Raw genomic sequence first — 18,710 nt, 5'->3', positions numbered from 1 at the left:
ATCCCCTGATTGTCTACCGCCGCGGTGGCCGTTAGGAAAGCCAGCCCGCCGCTTGCGCGGCCCAATAGGTGAGCACGATGTCGGCTCCGGCGCGGCGAATGCTGGTCAGCGACTCCAGCGCGGCGGCACGCCCGTCGATCCAATTGTTCGCTGCCGCAGCGCAAATCATCGCGTACTCCCCCGACACCTGGTAGGCGGCCACCGGCACCGGCGAAACCTCCGCGGCGGCGGCCACCACGTCGAGGTAGCTCATCGCCGGTTTGACCATAATGATGTCGGCGCCCTCGTCGATGTCCAATTCGATCTCACGCACCGCTTCCCGGACGTTCCCGGGCTCCTGCTGGTAGGTGCGACGATCACCGGAGAGGCTCGAACTCACCGCTTCCCGGAACGGGCCGTAGAACGCCGAAGCGAACTTCGCCGCGTAGGCCAGGATCACCACGTCGGTGTAGCCGGCGACGTCCAGGCCGTCCCGAATGGCGCTCATCTGCCCGTCCATCATCCCGCTCGGCCCCACCACGTGAACGCCTGACTCTGCTTGCGCCACAGCTAATTTCACGTAGCGGCCCAGGGTAGCATCGTTGTCGACCCGCCCGCGGGCGTCGAGGACGCCGCAGTGACCGTGGTCAGTGAATTCGTCGAGGCAGGTGTCCGCCATCAGCACCGTGGCGTCACCGAGATCCTTGGCCAGGTCCCGAAGCGCGACATTGAGAATGCCGTCGGGGTCGGTGCCGGCCGAGCCGGTCGCGTCCTTGTCCTCGTCGCGCGGCACACCGAACAGCATCAGCCCGCCCACCCCCGCCGCCACCGCATCGGCGGCGGCACGGCGCAGCGACTCGCGGGTGTGCTGCACGACATCGGGCATCGACGGGATCGCACGCGGCTCGTCGATGCCGTCGGCGACAAACATCGGCAGCACCAAATGTCTTGGTTCCAAAGATGTTTGCGCCACCAGGCGACGCAACGCGGGGGTGGAACGGAGCCGACGCGGCCGCTGCCGCGGGTAGGAGCCACCGCTCATGAACGGCGACCCACCGCATCAGGCTTCGCCGCGCTGGCGATCGCCATTAGCGCCTGCGACTCTTCTTACGCGGCGGTGGCAGCGCGCCCTCGGCCCGCAATCGCGCGGCGTGTTCGGCCAGCGCGTCGACCAGTGGACCGACGGCAGCAGTCTCGGGCTGCACATCCACCCGCAAGCCGAACTCGGCGGCGGTCTCGGCCGTCTTGGGACCGATGCAGGCAATGATGGTGCGCGCGTGTGGCTTACCGGCGATGCCGACCAGGTTGCGCACCGTCGAGCTGGAGGTGAAGCACACCGCGTCGAAGCCGCCCGTCTTGATCATCTCCCGGGTGGTCGCCGGCGGCGGCGCCGCACGCACCGTCCGGTACGCGGTGACATCCTCAATCTCCCAACCGCGTTCGCGCAGCCCCTCGGCCAGCGTCTCGGTGGCGATGTCGGCACGCGGCAGCAATACCCGGTTCACCGGATCGAAAATGCTGTCGTAGGGCGGGAAGTCATCCAGCAGGCCCAGCGAGGACTGTTCCCCGGCCGGCACCAGCTCGGGGCTGATCCCGAAAGCCCGGACCCGGTCCGCCGTCGACTCACCGACGCAGGCGATCTTCACGCCGGAGAACGCGCGGGCGTCCAGCCCGAACTCGCCGAACTTCTCCCACACCGCGCGGACCGCGTTGGTGGAAGTGAACACCACCCACTGGAACCGGCCATCGACCAATCCCTTGACGGCTCGTTCCATCTGGGCGGGGCTACGCGGCGGCTCGACGGCGATGGTCGGCACCTCGACCGGCAGCGCGCCGTATGAGGTCAGCCGATCACTCATCTCCCCGGCCTGGTCCTTGGTGCGCGGCACCAGCACGGTCCAGCCGTACAGCGCCCGGCTCTCCCACCAGTTCAGCTTCGAGCGGCTGTTCACCGTCTTGCCGATGGTCACCACCAGCGGTCCGGTCAGCGGGCCCGCGGGGTCACCGGCGCCGGCCACGACCGCCGGATCGAGCAACCCGTGCAGCGTGGTTTCGACCGAACGCTGCTGACAGGTGGTGCCCTGTGACGTCACGACGCACGGGGTGGTCTCGGACAGCTCGTGCTCGATCAGGGTGCGGGCCGCGTCAGCCAGATGCGTCGGGGTGGCCTGCAGGATCAGCGGTCCGGGAGCCGCGGCCAGCGCCTCCCAGTCCACGTCGCCGCGCACATCGGCAACCGTGTGCGAGGAGCCCAGCGGCAGACCCGCATAGGTCGGTACCGCATTGGTCGCGGCCAGGCCGGGCACGATCTCGACATGCAGGTGAGTCCGCGCGACGGCGTTCACCTCGCTGATGACCGCGTCGAGCGTCAGCGGGTCACCGGAGACCAGCCGCACCACGTCAACGCCCGTGCGGGCCTCTGCGGTCAGCGTCTTGGCAACCTCGGCGGGCTCACCCAGCGCCGGGCGGATGTCGGCACCGCCGGACAGCACCGTCGGTGCAGCCTGAGGCTGATCCGGATCAGGTGAGCCGTCGGCCGTCGTCGGCGGTGGTTCGGCAGGCGCCGGGCCCGAAACGGGCGGCAGGTCCTTGCCGATCAGCGCCAGCACCGGTTCGGGTACGTCGGGATCGGTGAATACCAGGGCCGCATTGGCCAGCACTGTGGCCGCCCGCGTGGTCAACAATCCCGGGTCACCCGGGCCAGAGCCCACGAACGTGATGCGGCCCGGTCTCGGCTTGCGCCCTCGCGTCGTCATTGTCGCTCCCAAGTCACTCTCATTCAGTTTCCTTGCGCGGGGTCTTGCCGCGCTCCCCCAATCAGCTCTCCCGCGCCCAACTCCAGCAGCTCCGCGGCCACCGAGAGCCCCAACTCTCGAGCCCGCTGCGGAGCGCCGATGCCGGACGCACGGATCACATCCGATCCATCCAGCGCCGCCACGCAACCACGCAGCGACAGCTCGTCGAAGACGCGCCCGTCCTCATCAATGGACTCGACCACCTCAGCGATCGCTCCCACCGGTGCGGAGCAACCCGCCTCCAATTCGGCCAACAGAGTTCGCTCCGCGGTGACCGCAACACGTGTGTCGGAGTCGTCCAACTCCGCCAGCACTGCCGCCAGCCGGCTGTCATCAGCGCGGCATTCCACGGCGAGCGCGCCCTGAGCCGGTGCTGGCAACATTTGCACCGGCTCTAGCGTCTCGGTGACATCAGCGAGCCGGCCCAATCGAGCCAGTCCGGCCCGGGCCACCACGATAGCGTCAAGATCACCACTACTTACCCTGTTCAACCTGGTATCTAGGTTGCCTCGTAGGGGGCGGATTTCCAAACCGAGACCCAGTGCTCTAAGCTGTGCGGCCCGCCGCGGCGAAGATGTCCCCACCAGCGAACCTGCCGGCAACTCCCCGAGCACCAGCCTGTCGCGCGCAACCAGCGCGTCGCGCGGGTCGTTGCGTGCCGGTATCCCCGCGATGGTGAACCTCGGGTCGTCGGCGGTTGGCAAATCCTTGTGCGAGTGCACCGCAGCGTCGACCCGGCCATCCAGAATGGCCTCGCGCAACGCCGTGGTGAAGACGCCCACCCCCAAACTCTCGATGGGCGCCGAGGACTGATCGCCAACTGTGCTGATGATCACCAACTCCGCGGGGTGGCCGTTGGCGATGAGAGTGTCTCTGATGACGGAGGCCTGAGTGGTGGCCAGCAGACTGCCCCGCGTGCCTAACCGAATCACGTGCGCCAATCGGCTACTCGGCGGACGGTATTGGGCCGCCCGACGCGGGATGGGTGTGCGTACCCGCGTCGAATCCCGTCGATACCACCGGTAATTCGCCTGCGGTGGCGACGGCGTCGACGGCGGTCTGGTCGAGTTCGAAAAGCTCGCGCAGGGCTTCGGCATAGCTGTCACCGCCGGGTGCGCTGGCGAGTTGTTTGATCCGCACCGTGGGTGCATGCAGCAGCTTGTCCACCACCCGCCGGACGGTGCGGGCGACCTCCTCGCGCTGGGTGCTCTCGAGTCCCGGAAGCCGGTTTTCCAGCCGCAGCAGCTCGGCTTCGACGACGTCGGCGGCGCGCTGGCGCAGCGCGGTGACTGTCGGGGTGACCTCGGCCATCCGCTGCCCCGCCAGGTAGGCGGCAACCTCCGCGGCCACGATATGGCGAGCGGCGTCGACGTCGCCGGCGGCGGCGTGCGCCGCGGGCTCGTGTTGGATCCGCTCCACGTCGACGACCCAGACGCCGGGGAGTCCGGCCACCGCGGGATCGACGTCGCGCGGCATGCCCAGGTCGCAGATCAGCAGCGGGTGACCGGCCTCGTCGCGCTGCGCGGCGGCCAGCGCGTTGTGGACGTCGGCCAGCGACACCACGGGGCTCACCGCTCCGGTACAGCTGACCACGACGTCGGCACCGGCCAGCGCGTCGGCGAGCCGGTCGAGCGTCAGCGCCTGGGCGCGCACCCCCGATTCGCGGATCTTGCGGACCAGCCGTTGTCCCCGGGACAGCGAACGGTTGAGGACGATGATCTGGTTGATGCCGGCACGGGTCAGGTGTGCGGCCGCCAGTGCGCCCATCGCTCCGGCTCCGACGACGACCGCGGTCCTGCCCGCCAGCCCGTCCACCTTGCGTTCGGCCATGCCCAGCGCGACCGAGACCACCGAGGCACCGGCAGCGTCGATGGCGGTTTCGGAGTGCACTCTTTTGCCCACCGACAGCGCGCGTTGGGCCAGCTCATGCAGCACCCGTCCGACCGTGCGATTCGCCTCGGCGGCGGCGTAGGCCCGGCGGACCTGTCCCAGCACCTGCTGCTCGCCGATCACCGCGGAGTCCAGCCCGCTGGCAACGGCGAACAGGTGCTCGACGGCGGCCTCGCTGTAGCGCACATAGGCGTATTTGGTGAGGTCGCCCATCGACATTCCGGAGTATTCGGACAGCACCTGCCCGATTGCGGCCAAACCGCCGTGGAACGCATCGACGACCGCGTAGACCTCGACCCGGTTGCAGGTCGAGAGCACCATGGCCTCGGTGACCAGCGGCGATTGCAAGACCCGTTCGATGATCTTGTTGCGGTCGGATTCGTCGATACTGAGTTGTTCCAGAACGGAGACCGGCGCACTACGGTGCGAAACCCCGAAGAGCAAGATGCTCACGGCAGCATCACCTGGCCAGCTCCCTCGCTACTCCAGTAACTGAACTGGTGTCTACGGTAAACGTTTATTCGGTGGGCTACCAAATATTGAGTTGGCGCACACCTTGCTCGGGGCCCGCAGCGTTACCGGCCGAGGTCGGCGCGCAGCCGCGGCTCGTCGATCTCCCAGTAACTGTGCTCGCTGCCATTCAGCAAGATCACCGGTAGGCGGTCGCCGAACTCCGCCCGCAGCCCGGGGTTGCCGGACGCCGCGGCGACGTCGACGTCGGTGGCCGCGAGGTCGAAATCCAGCTCCCCGGCCAGCTCAGCCAACCGTGCGTAGGCCCGCGCGCAGATGGTGCATCCATCGCGGGTCAGCAGCTCCACCTTCGGGCGGCCGGGGGCCTGAGTCATGAGCCCAGTGTGGCATCAGCGCCGGACCGCTAGCCGGCCTCGGGGCGCCCGAGGCCGAGGCCGGCTTGTCGCCCCTGGCGAGGGCAGTAGCCCGCGCCCGTGCGGCTTATCAACACTGGACTCACGGTGAGGCGATAATGCGCAAGGCGTTGGACCAATTGCAAACGGCGGGCGCGACTGCGCATGGCATCGGCGATTTCGACGTTGACCGCGGTGCTGTCGGGATGCGCCGGCATCGCCTGCGACGACCCCGGCGGGGCGCCGCCGGGCAACTGCCACCACAGTTCGGCGCCCAAGCCCATCGAGGCGAGGACAACAGCCTCTAAATATGTTGTGCAGACTAGGTATTGGCGTGCGGATGTCGGCGCACAACTAGTCGCTAGGCCAAGCAATATCCAAATCGGCGGCAACAGCATCCCGCTTCCCGCGTCGCCCACGACCAGGCCGATATCTGCCTGCTCTCGGCCGTCAGCGGCCGGAAGCAGTGACGCCCCCCAGGTTGGGGTTGGGCGGCTCCGCATCTCGAGATGATCTGGCCCACTGACAATTCGGCGAAGGTGCGCTCCGCGGCGACCGCGTCCGGCGGGCGCACAGTTTGCGCTCGACGAAGCCCTAGGCACCGGCGCACCCGTGGAAGCCATTCGCGCCCAACACGCCAAAACGATGACAGTAATCGATCATCATCCAAATCGATCCACGTGGTTCGCCCAAAAAGATGCGCAAAACTATTCCCATGCCTACTGTTGCTGTCGTACATTGTTTCCATGGTTAAAGTTGATCCTGCGGTACTTCGGTCGGTTGCCAGCGAGGTTCAAACATTGGCGCAGGCCATGATTGATCAGGTCGAGAGTCATACGGACGCGATGACCGCCCTACCGCCAGCAGGCCTGGATGACGCGTCGACCGATGCGGCGATGAAAACGGCCAAGTTCGGTGGGGAATTCATCGCGGTGGCCGGTCAAGTCTCTACTGAGTTGAATCAATATGCCGAGGCATTGAGAGAGGCTGCTCAATCGTATGAAAATCAAGACAAATTAAATTCGACATCGTTTCCTGGCGGTTAGACCGACCACACGACATCACCACAATGATGCCGTAGTAGTCACGACAAACCGAACAGCCGATAAGCCGGACCCGGGGGTGAGGTTATTGTGTTTATGCCACCAGAGGTAATCGCAACTCAGTTGACTACGGGCGCGGGTCCGGCACCGATGTATGCGGCATCAGTGGCGTTTGGCAATTCGCTAAGCGCTTATCAGAATTTTATTAGTGAGACCACGACCAATGCGGAACGTCTGACGTCGAGTTGGTCGGGTGCCGCGATCGCGCCTATGCAATCACGGATAACCGACTATCTTGCTGCGGCGCAACATCATTGCGCGGCACTGGCCGATGCCGGCGCTCGAACTCTGCAGCAGGCCCAGATTTATAACACTGCGCTCATGTCCATCGTTGAGCTCCCTCAGATCGCGGCAAACCGGACCGCCCTCGCGATCGCTCAGAGCACAAACGTTTTTGGTCAAAACAGCGCGGAGCTCGCTCGCTTGCACGCCGAGTATGTGCAGTACACCGTGCAGAACAATGCGGCCATGTCGACGTATCGAGCGGCGACCGAGGTGAACGCGCAGTTTAGTTCGTTGGCGTCTGTCCCACCGTTAGCGAAGGCGTCGGCCTCTTGTTTAGGAGACCGTTTAGGAGACCCGGGCCCTACACAAGGTCCGGATGTCTTCAGTGAGCGAGTTCATCCGGACCCTGGGCCTCCGGATGATCACCGCCGCAGTTCTGGCCCATCGGGGGGTTTTCCGTCCATGTCATCCATCCCACCGATTGGGGGTCTACGGTCGATGACTACGGGTGGCATACCGAATCATTCAGCGCTCTCCTCGTCCAACGCGCTGGCTGGCGGGTCGGCCGGCCGGCCGGATTCAGCACCGGGCGCGAAACCGTCGTTGGTGAGAAGCGAACGAATCACCAGTCGAAACGGTATCTCTGGGGCTTCCAAGAAAACGGGGGCGTTTCGCTACCCCGTGGGATGGCATAGCTCTGGTGCCCGTGCTGGCGCAGGGGCGCTACCCGGCAGCACTGCTGGCTCGCGTTCGCCTGCCGCGACGACCAGGACTTCACTGCTGCCCACCCCATCCATGAACAGCTTTATGGGCTCTCCCAATGGCGCGGCCGCTAACCGCACCGGAATCAATTCGACTCCGATACCGTCGTCGCCCTCTTCTGGCCGTAGTCGGCGACGACGCGGAATGCCCACGTAACCCATCCGCATCCGTCCCGGCAGAGGAGGCCCCTTAGATAATAACTCTAAATGCTTGACGCGACATGGTGATAAATTTTCGATTGTGAAAGGTGAGAAACTAATGGCTGGACAATTTCGACAGGATCTTAATAATCAAGCAGCGCAAACCAAAAAATTCGTTGCGTTAGTTGAGGAAACTTCTGCAAATAATAAGAAACTGCTTGGGGTGACCGATGAGATCATGGGCTCCGCGAAGGGGCGCATGGCAAACGCGTTCTTCAATCACGCCCAGGAGATTCATTAAGTCTGCCAAAAAAACAATGACACGCTTGACGGTATAACAGCAAATCTGGGTCAGGGCATCAACATGGTTCAGCACCAGGAAGAGACAAGCGCGTCGTATTTTCAAAGCATCGTGTGAGCATCCCGAACATCAACCCGTCCCGCGCACTCATTGATACCTGGCCCACATCGTTGATCTCCACAATGTAATCAGTAAATACGAAATCGAGAGGTGTAGACATGTCTGACGACAGTACTATCCTGTACAACCACGCCGGAATTGAATCCGGGGCCGGATCTTTGCAAGGAGTAGTCTCCCGATCCCAGGAACTGCTCTCCGAAGGCAATGCCGCCCAATCATGATTAGCGGCATCATGGGATGGCTCCTCGGGCACCTCATTCCAAGACGCATTCCAAAAGTTCACGAAAGCAAACCAAGACATCATTGACGTCACAACTCGGGCTATTCAAAATCTATGCACCGCTAACAACGATATGCAACACACCGATAACCAAATAGCCGGCATGTTCGATGTCTAACAACACCCAATACATCAACCACATCTCGAAAGTGGCAACTGTGCATAATTCCAGAACACCTCTTCTGGCCGCCGCATATCTAGACACCGACTCCGTCCTCTATCTTATGAAAAAACTAAGCCTCAACTCAGCGCCGTTGACACTGGATCTCTATTCTCGTGGCCTCACTAGCCGCGAGCAACAGGCAATCGACGATCACGCATTTTCGGCCCTTCTCGATGCGCAACTAATCAATTCTGACGGAGATATCGATCGTGCGTTAGCCGCCTGGTTGTACGTATTGTGTAAGCCTGATATTAGTGCCTCAGCAATGGCCAGAGAGGGACCGCGACTGCGTCGAGTGGTGGTGGCGCAGCGGGGCGGCGACCACGTCATGGCCGCGCGTATCGGTGAGGAATTGGTAATTCAGTCGATATGGTCACGAGGGCGCTCGGTTGACGACTTGGTTGCTGCGCCTCTATGGGATTCGCTGATGTTACCCGGGCATAATATGGATCCCCCGGCGGCTGCGATGCAATCAGTAACTTTCACCCGGAAAAACATCAAGTCCGGCTATCAGGACCAGGCCAGCCAATTTCCCAAGGAAATTGATAACGCGCTAAAGAGGAACGGTCAGACCGCACAAGTACTCGATGCGGTGATGAATGGTGAAGGTCAACGTTGCCACATCATGGTTGAACGCAACTGGGGGACGGAGATAGCGTTTTGCCCAGCTGCGGTTCTCGTCGCGGACACAAGTTTTGGACGTGTGATTTCGGGGACATGAATGGAGCGTACGGGAATCGTGACGACGATCGGCGAAGGAACATATCCCCGATTTCTCGGTGCAATAACCGACCTGGTAGCAATGCCTCCCTCAAGGGATTGGTTTACCCGCCCGACATCGACCACCCTGAATCACGATTACGAATTCCCAGCATTCAGCGCAGCGGCAACCAAAGGTGTCAACTACTTATCGTAAAAAGTTTCTTTTGACAGTTACATTACTGTCCAGAGATTACAAAGGCGCGCCAACAGGGTGTGTTAATTCGGTCATAATTGAACGGAGGCTAAAGGCTCATGACCCAAGCGCCGGAACTGCTTGCAAGATGGGTAGGCTATTTAACCGACAGCACAAAGGTGACACCGTGGCCTGGATCTAAACCTATGACAGGCGCCTCGACTGCTTTTAATAGCTGCGCCATAGCGTTCGATACCCTGATTACCGGCCTCAAAAAGCAACAGGCGATACTGGCCGCCGATTGGGATGCACCAGTGGTCGCAAAGATTCAGCAATCCATGAATCAATTCCTTCTTGTGCTGAGTGGAGTGCACGGTCAGTTGGGCGCCGCCTCACACAACACAAAACAGCAGGCTGCCGCATTCATGGCCTGGTGGGATGCAACGCCTTATTCAGATAAGGCCTGCACCGACTGCAAAAAACTCTTCACCGATGATCTGGCGAAATATTGGTGGACCATCGGCGAATTTGCCGTGGCGGCTGGCGCAGCTATCGCCTACGCCATCATGACCGCGCACAATAATGCTGGCTACCAGGCTTACAGCTTAGCAAAAACCGCGAATATGACATACGGAACGTTGCCAAAGATCCCAAAGCTCACGCCCGGAGGTGGTGGTGGCGGCGGCGGCGGCGGACATCACAAACATCACGGAGGTGGCGGCTCGGGTGGCGGCGGCTTTGAGGCACTGGAAATGGCAGGCATGGCAGGCCTGAGCACTCTTGGCGGCCTAGCTTCGAGCATGGGGCGCTCCGGGTCGCGAGGATCCGGTCCTGCCCCCGATTCCACCGGACAGGCCGAGCCCCCCAATTCCACCGGACAGGCCGAGCAGGGCGGCAAGGCCAAGGTTGCCGGTGAACGTGTGCCGGACACTAGTGGATTATCGGAGGCGTCTAGCGGATTCCGATTCCCGGAGGGGTGGGACCATTTGGGTAATAATGCAGGATCTCCTCAAATTAGCGGTGTAAACACGGGTGCGACAGCCAGTGCGGGAATGCAAGGGGGGATGCAAGGTATGCCAATGATGCCCCTATCGGCAGGGAAAGGCGGAGGTCGATCGGACGCAGAGTCAAAGCATAAGTCCAGCAAAGAAAATGCGCCGTTAATCAGGGTGCCTGAATCTACGGATTTCGATTTCTTACCCTGGGGTGGCGGCGCGACTATTGATCACATGGCACCGACGGAAAGCGAACGCAGATCAAACGAAATACCTCGAACAGAAAGATATTAGCAAGGCATTGACCAGATCTCCCGATACCGGCCGGCGTTCGCATTACCCAGCTGGTTTACATTTGATAGAAAACGCGATGCTAAGCAGTGTTTGAAAGTATGCGCTGCTGGACGATAGCTGGAGGTGGGTGCGTATATGGATATAGCTAATTCCGTGGACGCTTTAAGCGTATTTGTAATGGGCATTCGCCATTTGCGCAATGGCGAGTCGGCGCAGGCACGTGAGGCATTTATGCGGGCGACACTGGCTGACCCGATGATGTGCGATGCATGGTTGGGCCGATTGGCCGCCGGCGAGCAAAGTGTTGAAGTGGCCGCCGGCGCGCACGAAGCCCGCCGCAATTTTGGGATGGCGACCAATCGCAGTGGTGTGAGCATTGACCAGCTGGATCCGAGGGTAACGCTGAGTGTGGGCGCTTTGGCTGTACAAGTCCCGATACGGTCAACGGCCCATCTTGGGGTGGCCTACGCGGCAGCACTGGCGGAGGCCACACCACCGCAACTCACGTTGGCTAGGTTAGCGACGAATTCCATGACCCGCCAACAATTTTCACTACTGTTGTCGAACGCCTGAAGTCAGCCAACGTCGATCACGCATATCGCATGTGGCTTCCCATATTGACGGTGAAAACCCTTGACCAGGTTGATCCCAATCTGCGAAAACTCGATTCCCTGACCAGCACCACACCTACCCAACTCGATGTTCCATTCGGGCTCTTCGATAACCCATTGCGCCACACCCAACCGCCATGGAATGTGGACCTGACTAATAATCACGTTCTTCTTACCGGCGGTAGTCAGGTGGGCAAGTCGACAGCGATCAAAACACTGGTGTCTTCGCTTGCGCTGAACAATCATCCCCGCCGGGTCCAGATGTATGTAATCGACTACGCCGGCGGCGGGCTAGCGCCGTTGCTCGATCTTCCGCACGTCGGCGGTGTGGCTACCCGCGCTGACCCTGATGCGATTAATCGCATGCTGGTTCAGACGAAAGACTTGATTGCAAGTCGTGAACGATTGTTTCGCGAACATCGGATTCCAACTATGAAGGAGTATCGAGAACTAGTTACTCGAGCTGACTCGTCCTCATCATCCGACGCCTTCGGCGATGTTTTCGTGATCATCGACGGTTGGGATGCGGCCGTAGCCCCTGGGCAAATCCTCAACGGACGCGGCGGTGAGATCGAGTCGCTGATCGCCGGGGCACTCAACTATGGAGTTCACTTCGTGTTCACGACATCTCGTGTCGTGGAGATGCGCGGTATCGGACCCCATATCAACCTGTTTATTGAGTTACACAGCGGCGAAATATCGAGGATCAAGTCGTCGTTGGCCAAAGAAAGGCCTCAGGCTGCGGGTCGTGCTATCACTAGCGGCTCGGAACTGCAAGGACTCATCGCGCTTCCCCGCATCGATGGCGTGGCCGACACCGCTAACATGGGCGCGGGCCTAGATCACCTAATAAAAGCCATCTCAACGCATGAGTTCACTCAACAAGTAGAAAAGCTGCGTACGCTGCCTATCTCGCTTCTCCGTAGCGAGATCGCGGAGTTGGTTCCCCCGGTCGGTGCAGATGAGCGCAGACGCCTGCGTCTGCCGCTAGGAGTGCGGGAATCTACGTTACGCCCAGCGTATGCCGAAATGTACCGAGAACCGCATCTGGTGATCTACGGTGAGCCTAAGTCGGGAAAGAGTGAGCTAATAGGCACCGTGATCGACAGCATCGCACGGATGTTTCCCACCGAGGACGACGCGGAAATAGTGTTACTGGATCCACGTAATCGCCCATCTGGAGCGGATTCCCGAGAAGAACCTGTTCGCCACTGTTCGCCGCGACAACGAACTGGAGTCGGTTATCAATAGGCTCAACAAGATTTACAATTTAGCGTCGCGAACAGTACCCAACGATATCAGCGCCGCCGAGCGCAAAGCACGCTCCTGGTGGGACGGGCCCGAGCTATTCGTGATCGTCGATGACTATCAGCTTGTCGCTCCGCGGCACTCCAACCCGCCTATTCACCAACTACTTCCCTGGTTGCGCACCGACTCCTTAGAACGAGGCTTGCACTTCGTCATAGCTCGTCAAGCCGAAGGACTAATGACAGCCCAAAACTCCGATCCGTTACTGCGCCAGCTCAACGCCGACCGAGCACCCGCCGTATTACTATCGGCAGACAAGTTCGAGGGCGGGGTCGGGGAAGTCAAATTCGAACGATTCGGCATCCCAGGCCGAGGTCGTTACGTTGAAACGACGTTCGGACGTACTGAACGCATCCAAGCAGCATGGTCAAACATCCGTGACAACGACACAACAGAATTCGAAAACGATTAATCAAACGAAATTCATCCGGCCATCACAAGTACACACAACCGATAATCCAAAGTCATGTTAGAGGCGCAGCGTTCACGACTACCCCTTTTCGCCAAGATATCGGTAATCAAGCTGGCGAGTCCCCGATCCTGAGTCCACCCGGTCTTGGAGTCAGGTTGGTGTGATCCAGATTCAGTTGATGCTGCAGGCCACCGGGGTGTGGGTACACCTGTACTCGGCCGGTGTCCGGTAGCCCAGGGCCGAGTGGCGGTGTCGGCGGTTGTGTTCGGTCTTGAAGTCGCCGATGATCACGCGGGCTTCGAACAGGGTGAACGATTCGATGTAACCGTTGTCCCACGGACAGCCCGGAGGAATATAGAGCAATCCGGTCTTATTCTCGTAAAACCGTTGCAGCGCTTGAGGAACCATCTCCGGACGGTTATCCATTCAATTGGCGAGGCCTGCCCATGATGAGACGAGCCAGCATGAAACCCGCTTACTCCAGTATCAGCCGTTCGTGGTTCGCCTCCTAGCGCGGCCTCGCCCGCGCCACGTGCAACCGGATCGACTCGCAAGTCTTCGTCGAGATCAACCAACACCGTAATGGGATTGACGTCACCGGTGATGATCTGCATCGATTTCTGTTTCTGCACCAAGGTAACGTCCACCGTCGATGCCTACTCAGCGATGATCGCGGGTTGCCGGGTGGCCTCGCATATGCGGATATCAATGGTGCTCGATGGTTTAGAGATGGCGTGATGGTCTCAACGGAACACGCCACTGGGCCAGCCTCCACGGCTGCCTCTGCGACATCCCACCCGCCGATTACGAGGCCACATTCTGCAATGCCCAAGGAAAGACCAATCCCGTCAAACCGCTCAGCGGAACAACGGCTTGCCCTTCTTCTACAGCAGATTTAGCTTCAGTGCCGACATCGCAATTCCCGAACGCATCGCTTCACCTAACCAAGATGGAATTCGCCACTCATGACATCACAGTTCCTCGTACAACCCTGTTCCCCGGAGAGTGCGCTGCTGGTAGAGGGTGCCGAGCACGTATTGTTAGGGCTTTCCCCGTGGAATAGCTACTACAAGCCGGCCACTATCGACGCCCTCGTGGGCTGGGCTTGTTCGCACTTCACGAAGGTCGACGTATTCCTACCCGGTTACGAGGCCGCCCACACCCTCACCGCGGCAGGTATAGACGCCCCTGAGGCGGTGCGTCGCGCCCGCCGGGCGGTGACGCAGCTCCGTAATCCCGCTCGCAGTGCATTAGAGCGTGCCGGCGTCAGTCCTTCAAAGCATCTGCACACCTGGACCACACTGGCCAACCGCCCGAGCTATGTCACCGCGCGAGCCCGTGTGGAGGACGCCTACCGGGACGATCCTGAGGTTCGTCGGGCCTGCAGACTGACCGCCCGCGAAGCCGTGCGGCACGCATCGGGGGGACATGAGCCCACCGACGCGCAGATCGACCAGGCAGTCAGCTACGCGATCGCCGAACTCCCGCTGGTCGTGAACGGACCCGAGGTCTTCGGAACGAAGACCTCGGTGTTCGTCTACCACCGCCAGATGGATCTCCTCGCACCCCTGATCGCGGGTAAGACCATACGCCTGCGACCGGCGAAGGGGCAGGGCTATGCGGTGGTCACGCGCGCCCAAAACGATCCCAACACCATTGGGACTGCGACCACGGATTCAGTTCTGCCCCTGCGCTACCCGTTTCCTCCCGGCGAGTTGGGGACCCCGCCGCCGGTGCTGGAGTGGGCGCGCAAACACCGCCCGGTATGTCCGGTGCAATTACCCAGCGGCACCGAGGTGTGGATGGTGACCCGCAAGAACAACATCGCTCAGGTACTCACCGATCCGCGGTTCTCCCGAAACCTGGTCCACAAAGACGCACCACGATACGTAGGTGAGGACTTCACCGCTGTCCCCGGCTGCATCTTCAATCTCGACCCGCCCGACCACACCAGGGTAAGACATGTCATCAGCCGCTTCTACACCAGCGCGGGGGCGGAGACGTACCGGCCCATGGTCGAACAACATGCAGCCCGACTGCTGGACGCGATGGCCGAAGGCCCCAACCCGGCCGACTTGGTCCCTGCCTACATCGCTCCACTGCCACTTGCGGCAAGTTCCGCCATCCTGCGGATTCCAATAGAACAGGTGCAAGCTCACCGCCGCTGTTTCCACGCCCAGACCAATCCCGCCGCCAGCCCCGAACAGGTGGCCGCAGCCACCAAAGCAGTCACCGAATTCACCAGCGAGGTCATTGAGGAAAAACTCCGCGAAACCACCAACGCCGATACGGCGCAGGGTCCGATCGAGGCGCTTATCCAAGCCCGGGCAGCTGATCTGATCAGCGAGCAGGAACTGCAGGGCACCGTGGCATACTTGCTCGTCATAGGGTCCGAGCCGCTGGTCTCCCCGCTGGGCACCGGGATCGCCACCCTGTTGGTCAACCGCGACCAGCTTAATGCTTGCATCAACGACCCCACGCTATGGCCGAAGGCCGTCGAAGAGGTCCTTCGCTATCACCACAACGGTGGCGTCCTAGGTTTGCCGCGTGTCGCGACCGAAGACATTACCTTGCACAATGTGACCATCCGCCGAGGCCAGGGCGTGTGCACTCCCATGCTCAGTGCCACCTGGGACCCCGAGCACTACCAAAACCCAGCCAAGTTCAACATCCACCGCGGCACGGACGCCACTGCCGCCTTCGGGGCAGGCCCCCACTTTTGCCTGGGCACAGCCCTAACCCGAATGTTCCTCCTCACCGCCTACCAGGCCCTGTTCGCCCACTTCCCGACCCTGTTCCTCGCCATCTCCGAACACGAGATCCCCCGGGAGCTCGACCTGTTCTTCACAGGACCAGCCAGCGTACCGGTGGTTTGGAACCCGGCCCCGAACTGATCCGAGTTGATCTGTCAGGTGAGCGGTGGATCGGATTAAGCATTTCTCCCGCGCGGGCGACTCCGGCCGTGAGCGTTTGGAGCGAACTAGCTTAAGGACCACCCCGGATTGAACCCGTGTGGTTGACACGCTTAATCCCAGGATTGATCTGGGGGAAGCGAGATGATAAACCCTATGGCAAGGAAAAATATCCCGACGAATTCACACGGAACGTGGCGCCGCCTAGTGCAGCTGGCGTGTTTCCGCTGAATGAGTCCAACCAGTTTTAGAGTCCTGTGGCCCGATGTCGGGCTGGAAGGGACGATGAAACACATGGCTGGTCGGAAGCGGAATTCCGCGGAGGACATCGTGCGCAAATTGCGCCGTGCGGATGAGCTGGGCGCAGAGGGCAAAACCGGTGAGGAGATCACCGAAGCTCCCGGCCAGTTCCTCCGTATTTTCCGACACGGTATTCGGCACCTCCAGCTCCGAGGTATTCGAAAGGATCAACACCGACCGAAATACCAAAACAGCGAATATCGACCGATCAATTTCCGACGTTAAGTCGAACTTATTCGCTGTTACAATCTGGGGAACAAGCGACGGACCGGCAGCCGTTTATCCCGAGCTGGTCGCCACACGACCGACATCTGACGCGCACTAGGCGAACCTCACACGCATTCCTCAGTGTGCCGCGCGCCGTCACCGCCGCTGCGGCACTTCAGCTATCTAACTCGGTGGGTCTGGTCTCCTTACCATGCCGCGGCTGGTAGGCGGCTGGTCGACTGCGCGACCCTGCAGTCCGCCGATCCTTCGCAACAACGTCTAATTTCCCTGACGAGCCGCGTCGTTGAGCACGCGACACGTCAAGCCGGGAAAGGCCCCCTCCCAATTCAATTGGCGAGGCCTGCCCATGATGAGACGAGCCAGCATGAAACCCGCTTACTCCAGTATCAGCCGTTCGTGGTTCGCCTCCTAGCGCGGCCTCGCCCGCGCCACGTGCAACCGGATCGACTCGCAAGTCTTCGTCGAGATCAACCAACACCGTAATGGGATTGACGTCACCGGTGATGATCTGCATCGATTTCTGTTTCTGCACCAAGGTAACGTCCACCCCGTCCCCGGGCGGCCCGTCGTGTGGCAACGACAACACCATTACGCTGCGCGCCGCGACCGCGCTGACGGGCTTGCGGTCAAATACCGCAATTCCGCTGTATTTAGCGCCAGCGGCGGCAAGGAACAGGCGGTCAGGGTCGTCAACCGCAGTGATCAAAGATTGCCAGCGGGCACGATCATCGGTGTGCACGGAGACCACCGCACCGGTAGCCACTGCCCGAAGTACTAGCTGATGAGCTAACGCCAGATGCACTCGGGCATCGATACGTAAGCGCCTCGGATGTTCGTTGTCATTCCAGAGCGAGATAGCCACGGCCGTCTCCCCCGCGCGCCCAATCATCTGTCCGGCCGGCCCAATCGGGATATGTAGTGGGCCTAAATCCGCCAGCTTGATAGTGGCGATCTCCGCAGCAAAGCCGAAATCGCTGCCAAGTAGCGCGGCCTGTAGTAGGCGCCGCTGGATGCCCGGAGTCCACCACAAGGCCCCGGGCATCCAGCGGCGCACTTGCTTACGCCGAATCCGACGATCACTGACGTACCGCACCAACGCGCCTGCTTGAACGCCATCGGCAGTGTCGGCCAGCTTGATCGTGACCACGGTGCGGTCGGCCGGCCACCGCCACAACGTATCGATTCCGGTCCCAGCCAGCTTCTCTGGATTAACCACACATGTTGTCGCGTATACGTTGTCGAAGCGCATCGTAGACCAACGTTCTCGCACCGTATCGGCGGGCATGTGCTCTAGCAGCAGTTCAGTCATCGCGTCGAACTGCGCGGCCGACAGCGTTTGTGCGAGGATCCCGCACTCGCGCAGCCGTTTCGCCACCCGAGCACTCGCAACAGCAAGTGCACGTGGAGCAGCCGTACGCGACGGGCCACGCGCTACAACACCAGCAAGACTGTCAATAACGTTGAGCCGTAACAAAAGCCACGTGCGTCGCTGCCCCACCAACGGGCTTTGCCCGAGGACCTCGCTATACCGAGCAAGACAGAAGAGCATATTTCTGCGCTAAATAGCGCCTTGAGCAAGCTTGAACCGTATAGAGGGGTCGTATTCCGCGGCTCGAACATTTCCGGTGACAATCTTGCGGAATACGAACTTGACAAAATAGTTACCGCCCCCGGATTCGCAAGCAGCACTAAGTCTTATACGAAATCCGAGAAGTTTTCGAGGGGCGTTAAGTCTGAATTTATGGACGACGTTAACTTTTTGATTACGTCTCATTTTGGTCGAGATGTTTCCAAGTTCGCGCGAGACTCCACTGAGGACGAGGTCTTGTTTGCATCGGGCACACGATTCAAAGTTAGATCCAGAAGAGAATACGGCAATTACCCGCTTATTGAATTGGATGATTTAGGCCCGGGCGACAACGTCGATGCGCCCCTCCCGGACGGACCACCAATACACACAGATACTGTCAGGTCATCACCCGCTCGATAATTGTGATGCCACGAGCCGGGAGCTGCGGCGGCCCGGTGCAAGGGAGCGAGATCCTCTGACACCAACGGATGCCAGAGGTGTAAAGCTGCCCGTCGCAACTGCCGGATAGGGTTGGTAGCGGTCGCAATAACGGCCACCAGGCGG

19 protein-coding genes and 2 pseudogenes are annotated in these 18,710 nt (G+C 60.9%); 12 read left to right on the top strand and 9 right to left on the bottom strand.

The annotated features are described in order from the left end of the window. Window positions 1-31: 31 nt before the first annotated feature. From hemB to DB708_RS24830, 6 genes are all read right to left on the bottom strand, one after another. Window positions 32-1,021: a porphobilinogen synthase gene (hemB, locus tag DB708_RS24855; protein ID WP_108926119.1), complete on the bottom strand. Its 990-nt coding sequence runs from the start codon at window positions 1,019-1,021 to the stop codon at window positions 32-34. Between the two features lie 46 nt (window positions 1,022-1,067). After that, a complete protein-coding gene (locus DB708_RS24850; protein WP_108926118.1) occupies window positions 1,068-2,735 on the bottom strand; it encodes a bifunctional uroporphyrinogen-III C-methyltransferase/uroporphyrinogen-III synthase in 1,668 nt (555 codons plus the stop codon). A 23-nt stretch (window positions 2,736-2,758) separates the two neighbouring features. Then, window positions 2,759-3,706, bottom strand: coding sequence for a hydroxymethylbilane synthase (gene hemC, locus DB708_RS24845; protein WP_165839918.1), 948 nt, complete (start codon window positions 3,704-3,706; stop codon window positions 2,759-2,761). Between the two features lie 13 nt (window positions 3,707-3,719). Next, entirely contained in the window at window positions 3,720-5,117 is a 1,398-nt protein-coding gene (locus tag DB708_RS24840) for a glutamyl-tRNA reductase (protein WP_108926116.1), read from the bottom strand. Between the two features lie 122 nt (window positions 5,118-5,239). Next, the gene (locus tag DB708_RS24835; RefSeq protein WP_108926115.1) at window positions 5,240-5,509 is read right to left on the bottom strand and encodes a glutaredoxin family protein; all 270 of its coding nucleotides are present in this window, start codon (window positions 5,507-5,509) and stop codon (window positions 5,240-5,242) included. Window positions 5,510-5,538: 29 nt separating this feature from the next. Then, window positions 5,539-5,811: a hypothetical protein gene (locus DB708_RS24830; protein WP_108926114.1), complete on the bottom strand. Its 273-nt coding sequence runs from the start codon at window positions 5,809-5,811 to the stop codon at window positions 5,539-5,541. Between the two features lie 462 nt (window positions 5,812-6,273). Here DB708_RS24830 and DB708_RS27355 point away from each other — a divergent pair, with 462 nt between their 5' ends. The 10 genes and pseudogenes from DB708_RS27355 to DB708_RS27105 all read left to right on the top strand — a co-directional run bounded on the left by DB708_RS27355 (window position 6,274) and on the right by DB708_RS27105 (window position 13,136). Further along, on the top strand, window positions 6,274-6,573 hold the full coding sequence (locus DB708_RS27355) for a WXG100 family type VII secretion target (RefSeq protein WP_165839917.1): 300 nt from the start codon (window positions 6,274-6,276) through the stop codon (window positions 6,571-6,573). A gap of 93 nt (window positions 6,574-6,666) precedes the next feature. Continuing rightward, window positions 6,667-7,122: pseudogene (locus DB708_RS28280) on the top strand (PPE family protein); the annotation flags it as partial. A 735-nt stretch (window positions 7,123-7,857) separates the two neighbouring features. Beyond that, the gene (locus DB708_RS24815) at window positions 7,858-8,058 is read left to right on the top strand and encodes a hypothetical protein (protein ID WP_133251054.1); all 201 of its coding nucleotides are present in this window, start codon (window positions 7,858-7,860) and stop codon (window positions 8,056-8,058) included. Between the two features lie 218 nt (window positions 8,059-8,276). Continuing rightward, window positions 8,277-8,399, top strand: coding sequence for a hypothetical protein (locus DB708_RS28045; RefSeq protein ID WP_261859501.1), 123 nt, complete (start codon window positions 8,277-8,279; stop codon window positions 8,397-8,399). Between the two features lie 12 nt (window positions 8,400-8,411). Beyond that, window positions 8,412-8,576, top strand: a pseudogene (locus DB708_RS28275) (WXG100 family type VII secretion target); the annotation flags it as partial. Then, window positions 8,569-9,342 (top strand): ESX secretion-associated protein EspG, encoded by a 774-nt coding sequence (locus tag DB708_RS24805; RefSeq protein ID WP_108926110.1) that lies wholly within the window; start codon window positions 8,569-8,571, stop codon window positions 9,340-9,342. The pseudogene DB708_RS28275 and the gene DB708_RS24805, both read left to right, overlap by 8 nt. Before the next feature lie 380 nt (window positions 9,343-9,722). Next, window positions 9,723-10,805, top strand: a complete 1,083-nt coding sequence (locus tag DB708_RS27110) for a hypothetical protein (RefSeq protein WP_133251053.1) — start codon at window positions 9,723-9,725, stop codon at window positions 10,803-10,805. 135 nt (window positions 10,806-10,940) lie between these two features. Next, complete coding sequence (locus DB708_RS24800; RefSeq protein WP_133251052.1) at window positions 10,941-11,378, top strand: hypothetical protein; 438 nt, start codon at window positions 10,941-10,943, stop codon at window positions 11,376-11,378. Window positions 11,379-11,428: 50 nt separating this feature from the next. Further along, window positions 11,429-12,667 (top strand): FtsK/SpoIIIE domain-containing protein, encoded by a 1,239-nt coding sequence (locus tag DB708_RS24795; protein ID WP_165839916.1) that lies wholly within the window; start codon window positions 11,429-11,431, stop codon window positions 12,665-12,667. 100 nt (window positions 12,668-12,767) lie between these two features. Further along, complete coding sequence (locus tag DB708_RS27105; protein WP_133251051.1) at window positions 12,768-13,136, top strand: hypothetical protein; 369 nt, start codon at window positions 12,768-12,770, stop codon at window positions 13,134-13,136. A 171-nt stretch (window positions 13,137-13,307) separates the two neighbouring features. On the opposite strand, the gene DB708_RS24785 is transcribed toward DB708_RS27105, so the two are convergent. Continuing rightward, window positions 13,308-13,544 (bottom strand): hypothetical protein, encoded by a 237-nt coding sequence (locus tag DB708_RS24785; RefSeq protein ID WP_108926106.1) that lies wholly within the window; start codon window positions 13,542-13,544, stop codon window positions 13,308-13,310. Window positions 13,545-14,101: 557 nt separating this feature from the next. Here DB708_RS24785 and DB708_RS24780 point away from each other — a divergent pair. Continuing rightward, on the top strand, window positions 14,102-16,030 hold the full coding sequence (locus DB708_RS24780) for a tRNA-dependent cyclodipeptide synthase (protein WP_108926105.1): 1,929 nt from the start codon (window positions 14,102-14,104) through the stop codon (window positions 16,028-16,030). Between the two features lie 222 nt (window positions 16,031-16,252). Here DB708_RS24780 and DB708_RS27350 read toward each other — a convergent pair whose 3' ends face one another. Both DB708_RS27350 and DB708_RS24770 read right to left on the bottom strand, forming a co-directional pair. Further along, window positions 16,253-16,522 carry a hypothetical protein gene (locus DB708_RS27350; protein ID WP_165839915.1) on the bottom strand — a complete coding sequence of 90 codons (270 nt, stop codon included), beginning with the start codon at window positions 16,520-16,522 and terminating at the stop codon, window positions 16,253-16,255. Window positions 16,523-16,730: 208 nt separating this feature from the next. Next, entirely contained in the window at window positions 16,731-18,125 is a 1,395-nt protein-coding gene (locus DB708_RS24770) for a type VII secretion protein EccE (protein WP_108926103.1), read from the bottom strand. On the opposite strand from DB708_RS24770, the gene DB708_RS28270 reads away from it, so the two are divergent. Continuing rightward, the gene (locus tag DB708_RS28270; protein ID WP_369692936.1) at window positions 18,084-18,566 is read left to right on the top strand and encodes an ADP-ribosyltransferase domain-containing protein; all 483 of its coding nucleotides are present in this window, start codon (window positions 18,084-18,086) and stop codon (window positions 18,564-18,566) included. The two genes, DB708_RS24770 and DB708_RS28270, sit on opposite strands and share 42 nt — an antisense overlap. The last annotated feature ends 144 nt before the right edge of the window (window positions 18,567-18,710 follow it).

Origin of the sequence: Mycobacterium montefiorense, assembly GCF_003112775.1 — a bacterium.
GTDB lineage: Bacteria > Actinomycetota > Actinomycetes > Mycobacteriales > Mycobacteriaceae > Mycobacterium > Mycobacterium montefiorense.
This window is presented reverse-complemented; position numbering and strand designations above follow the sequence as displayed.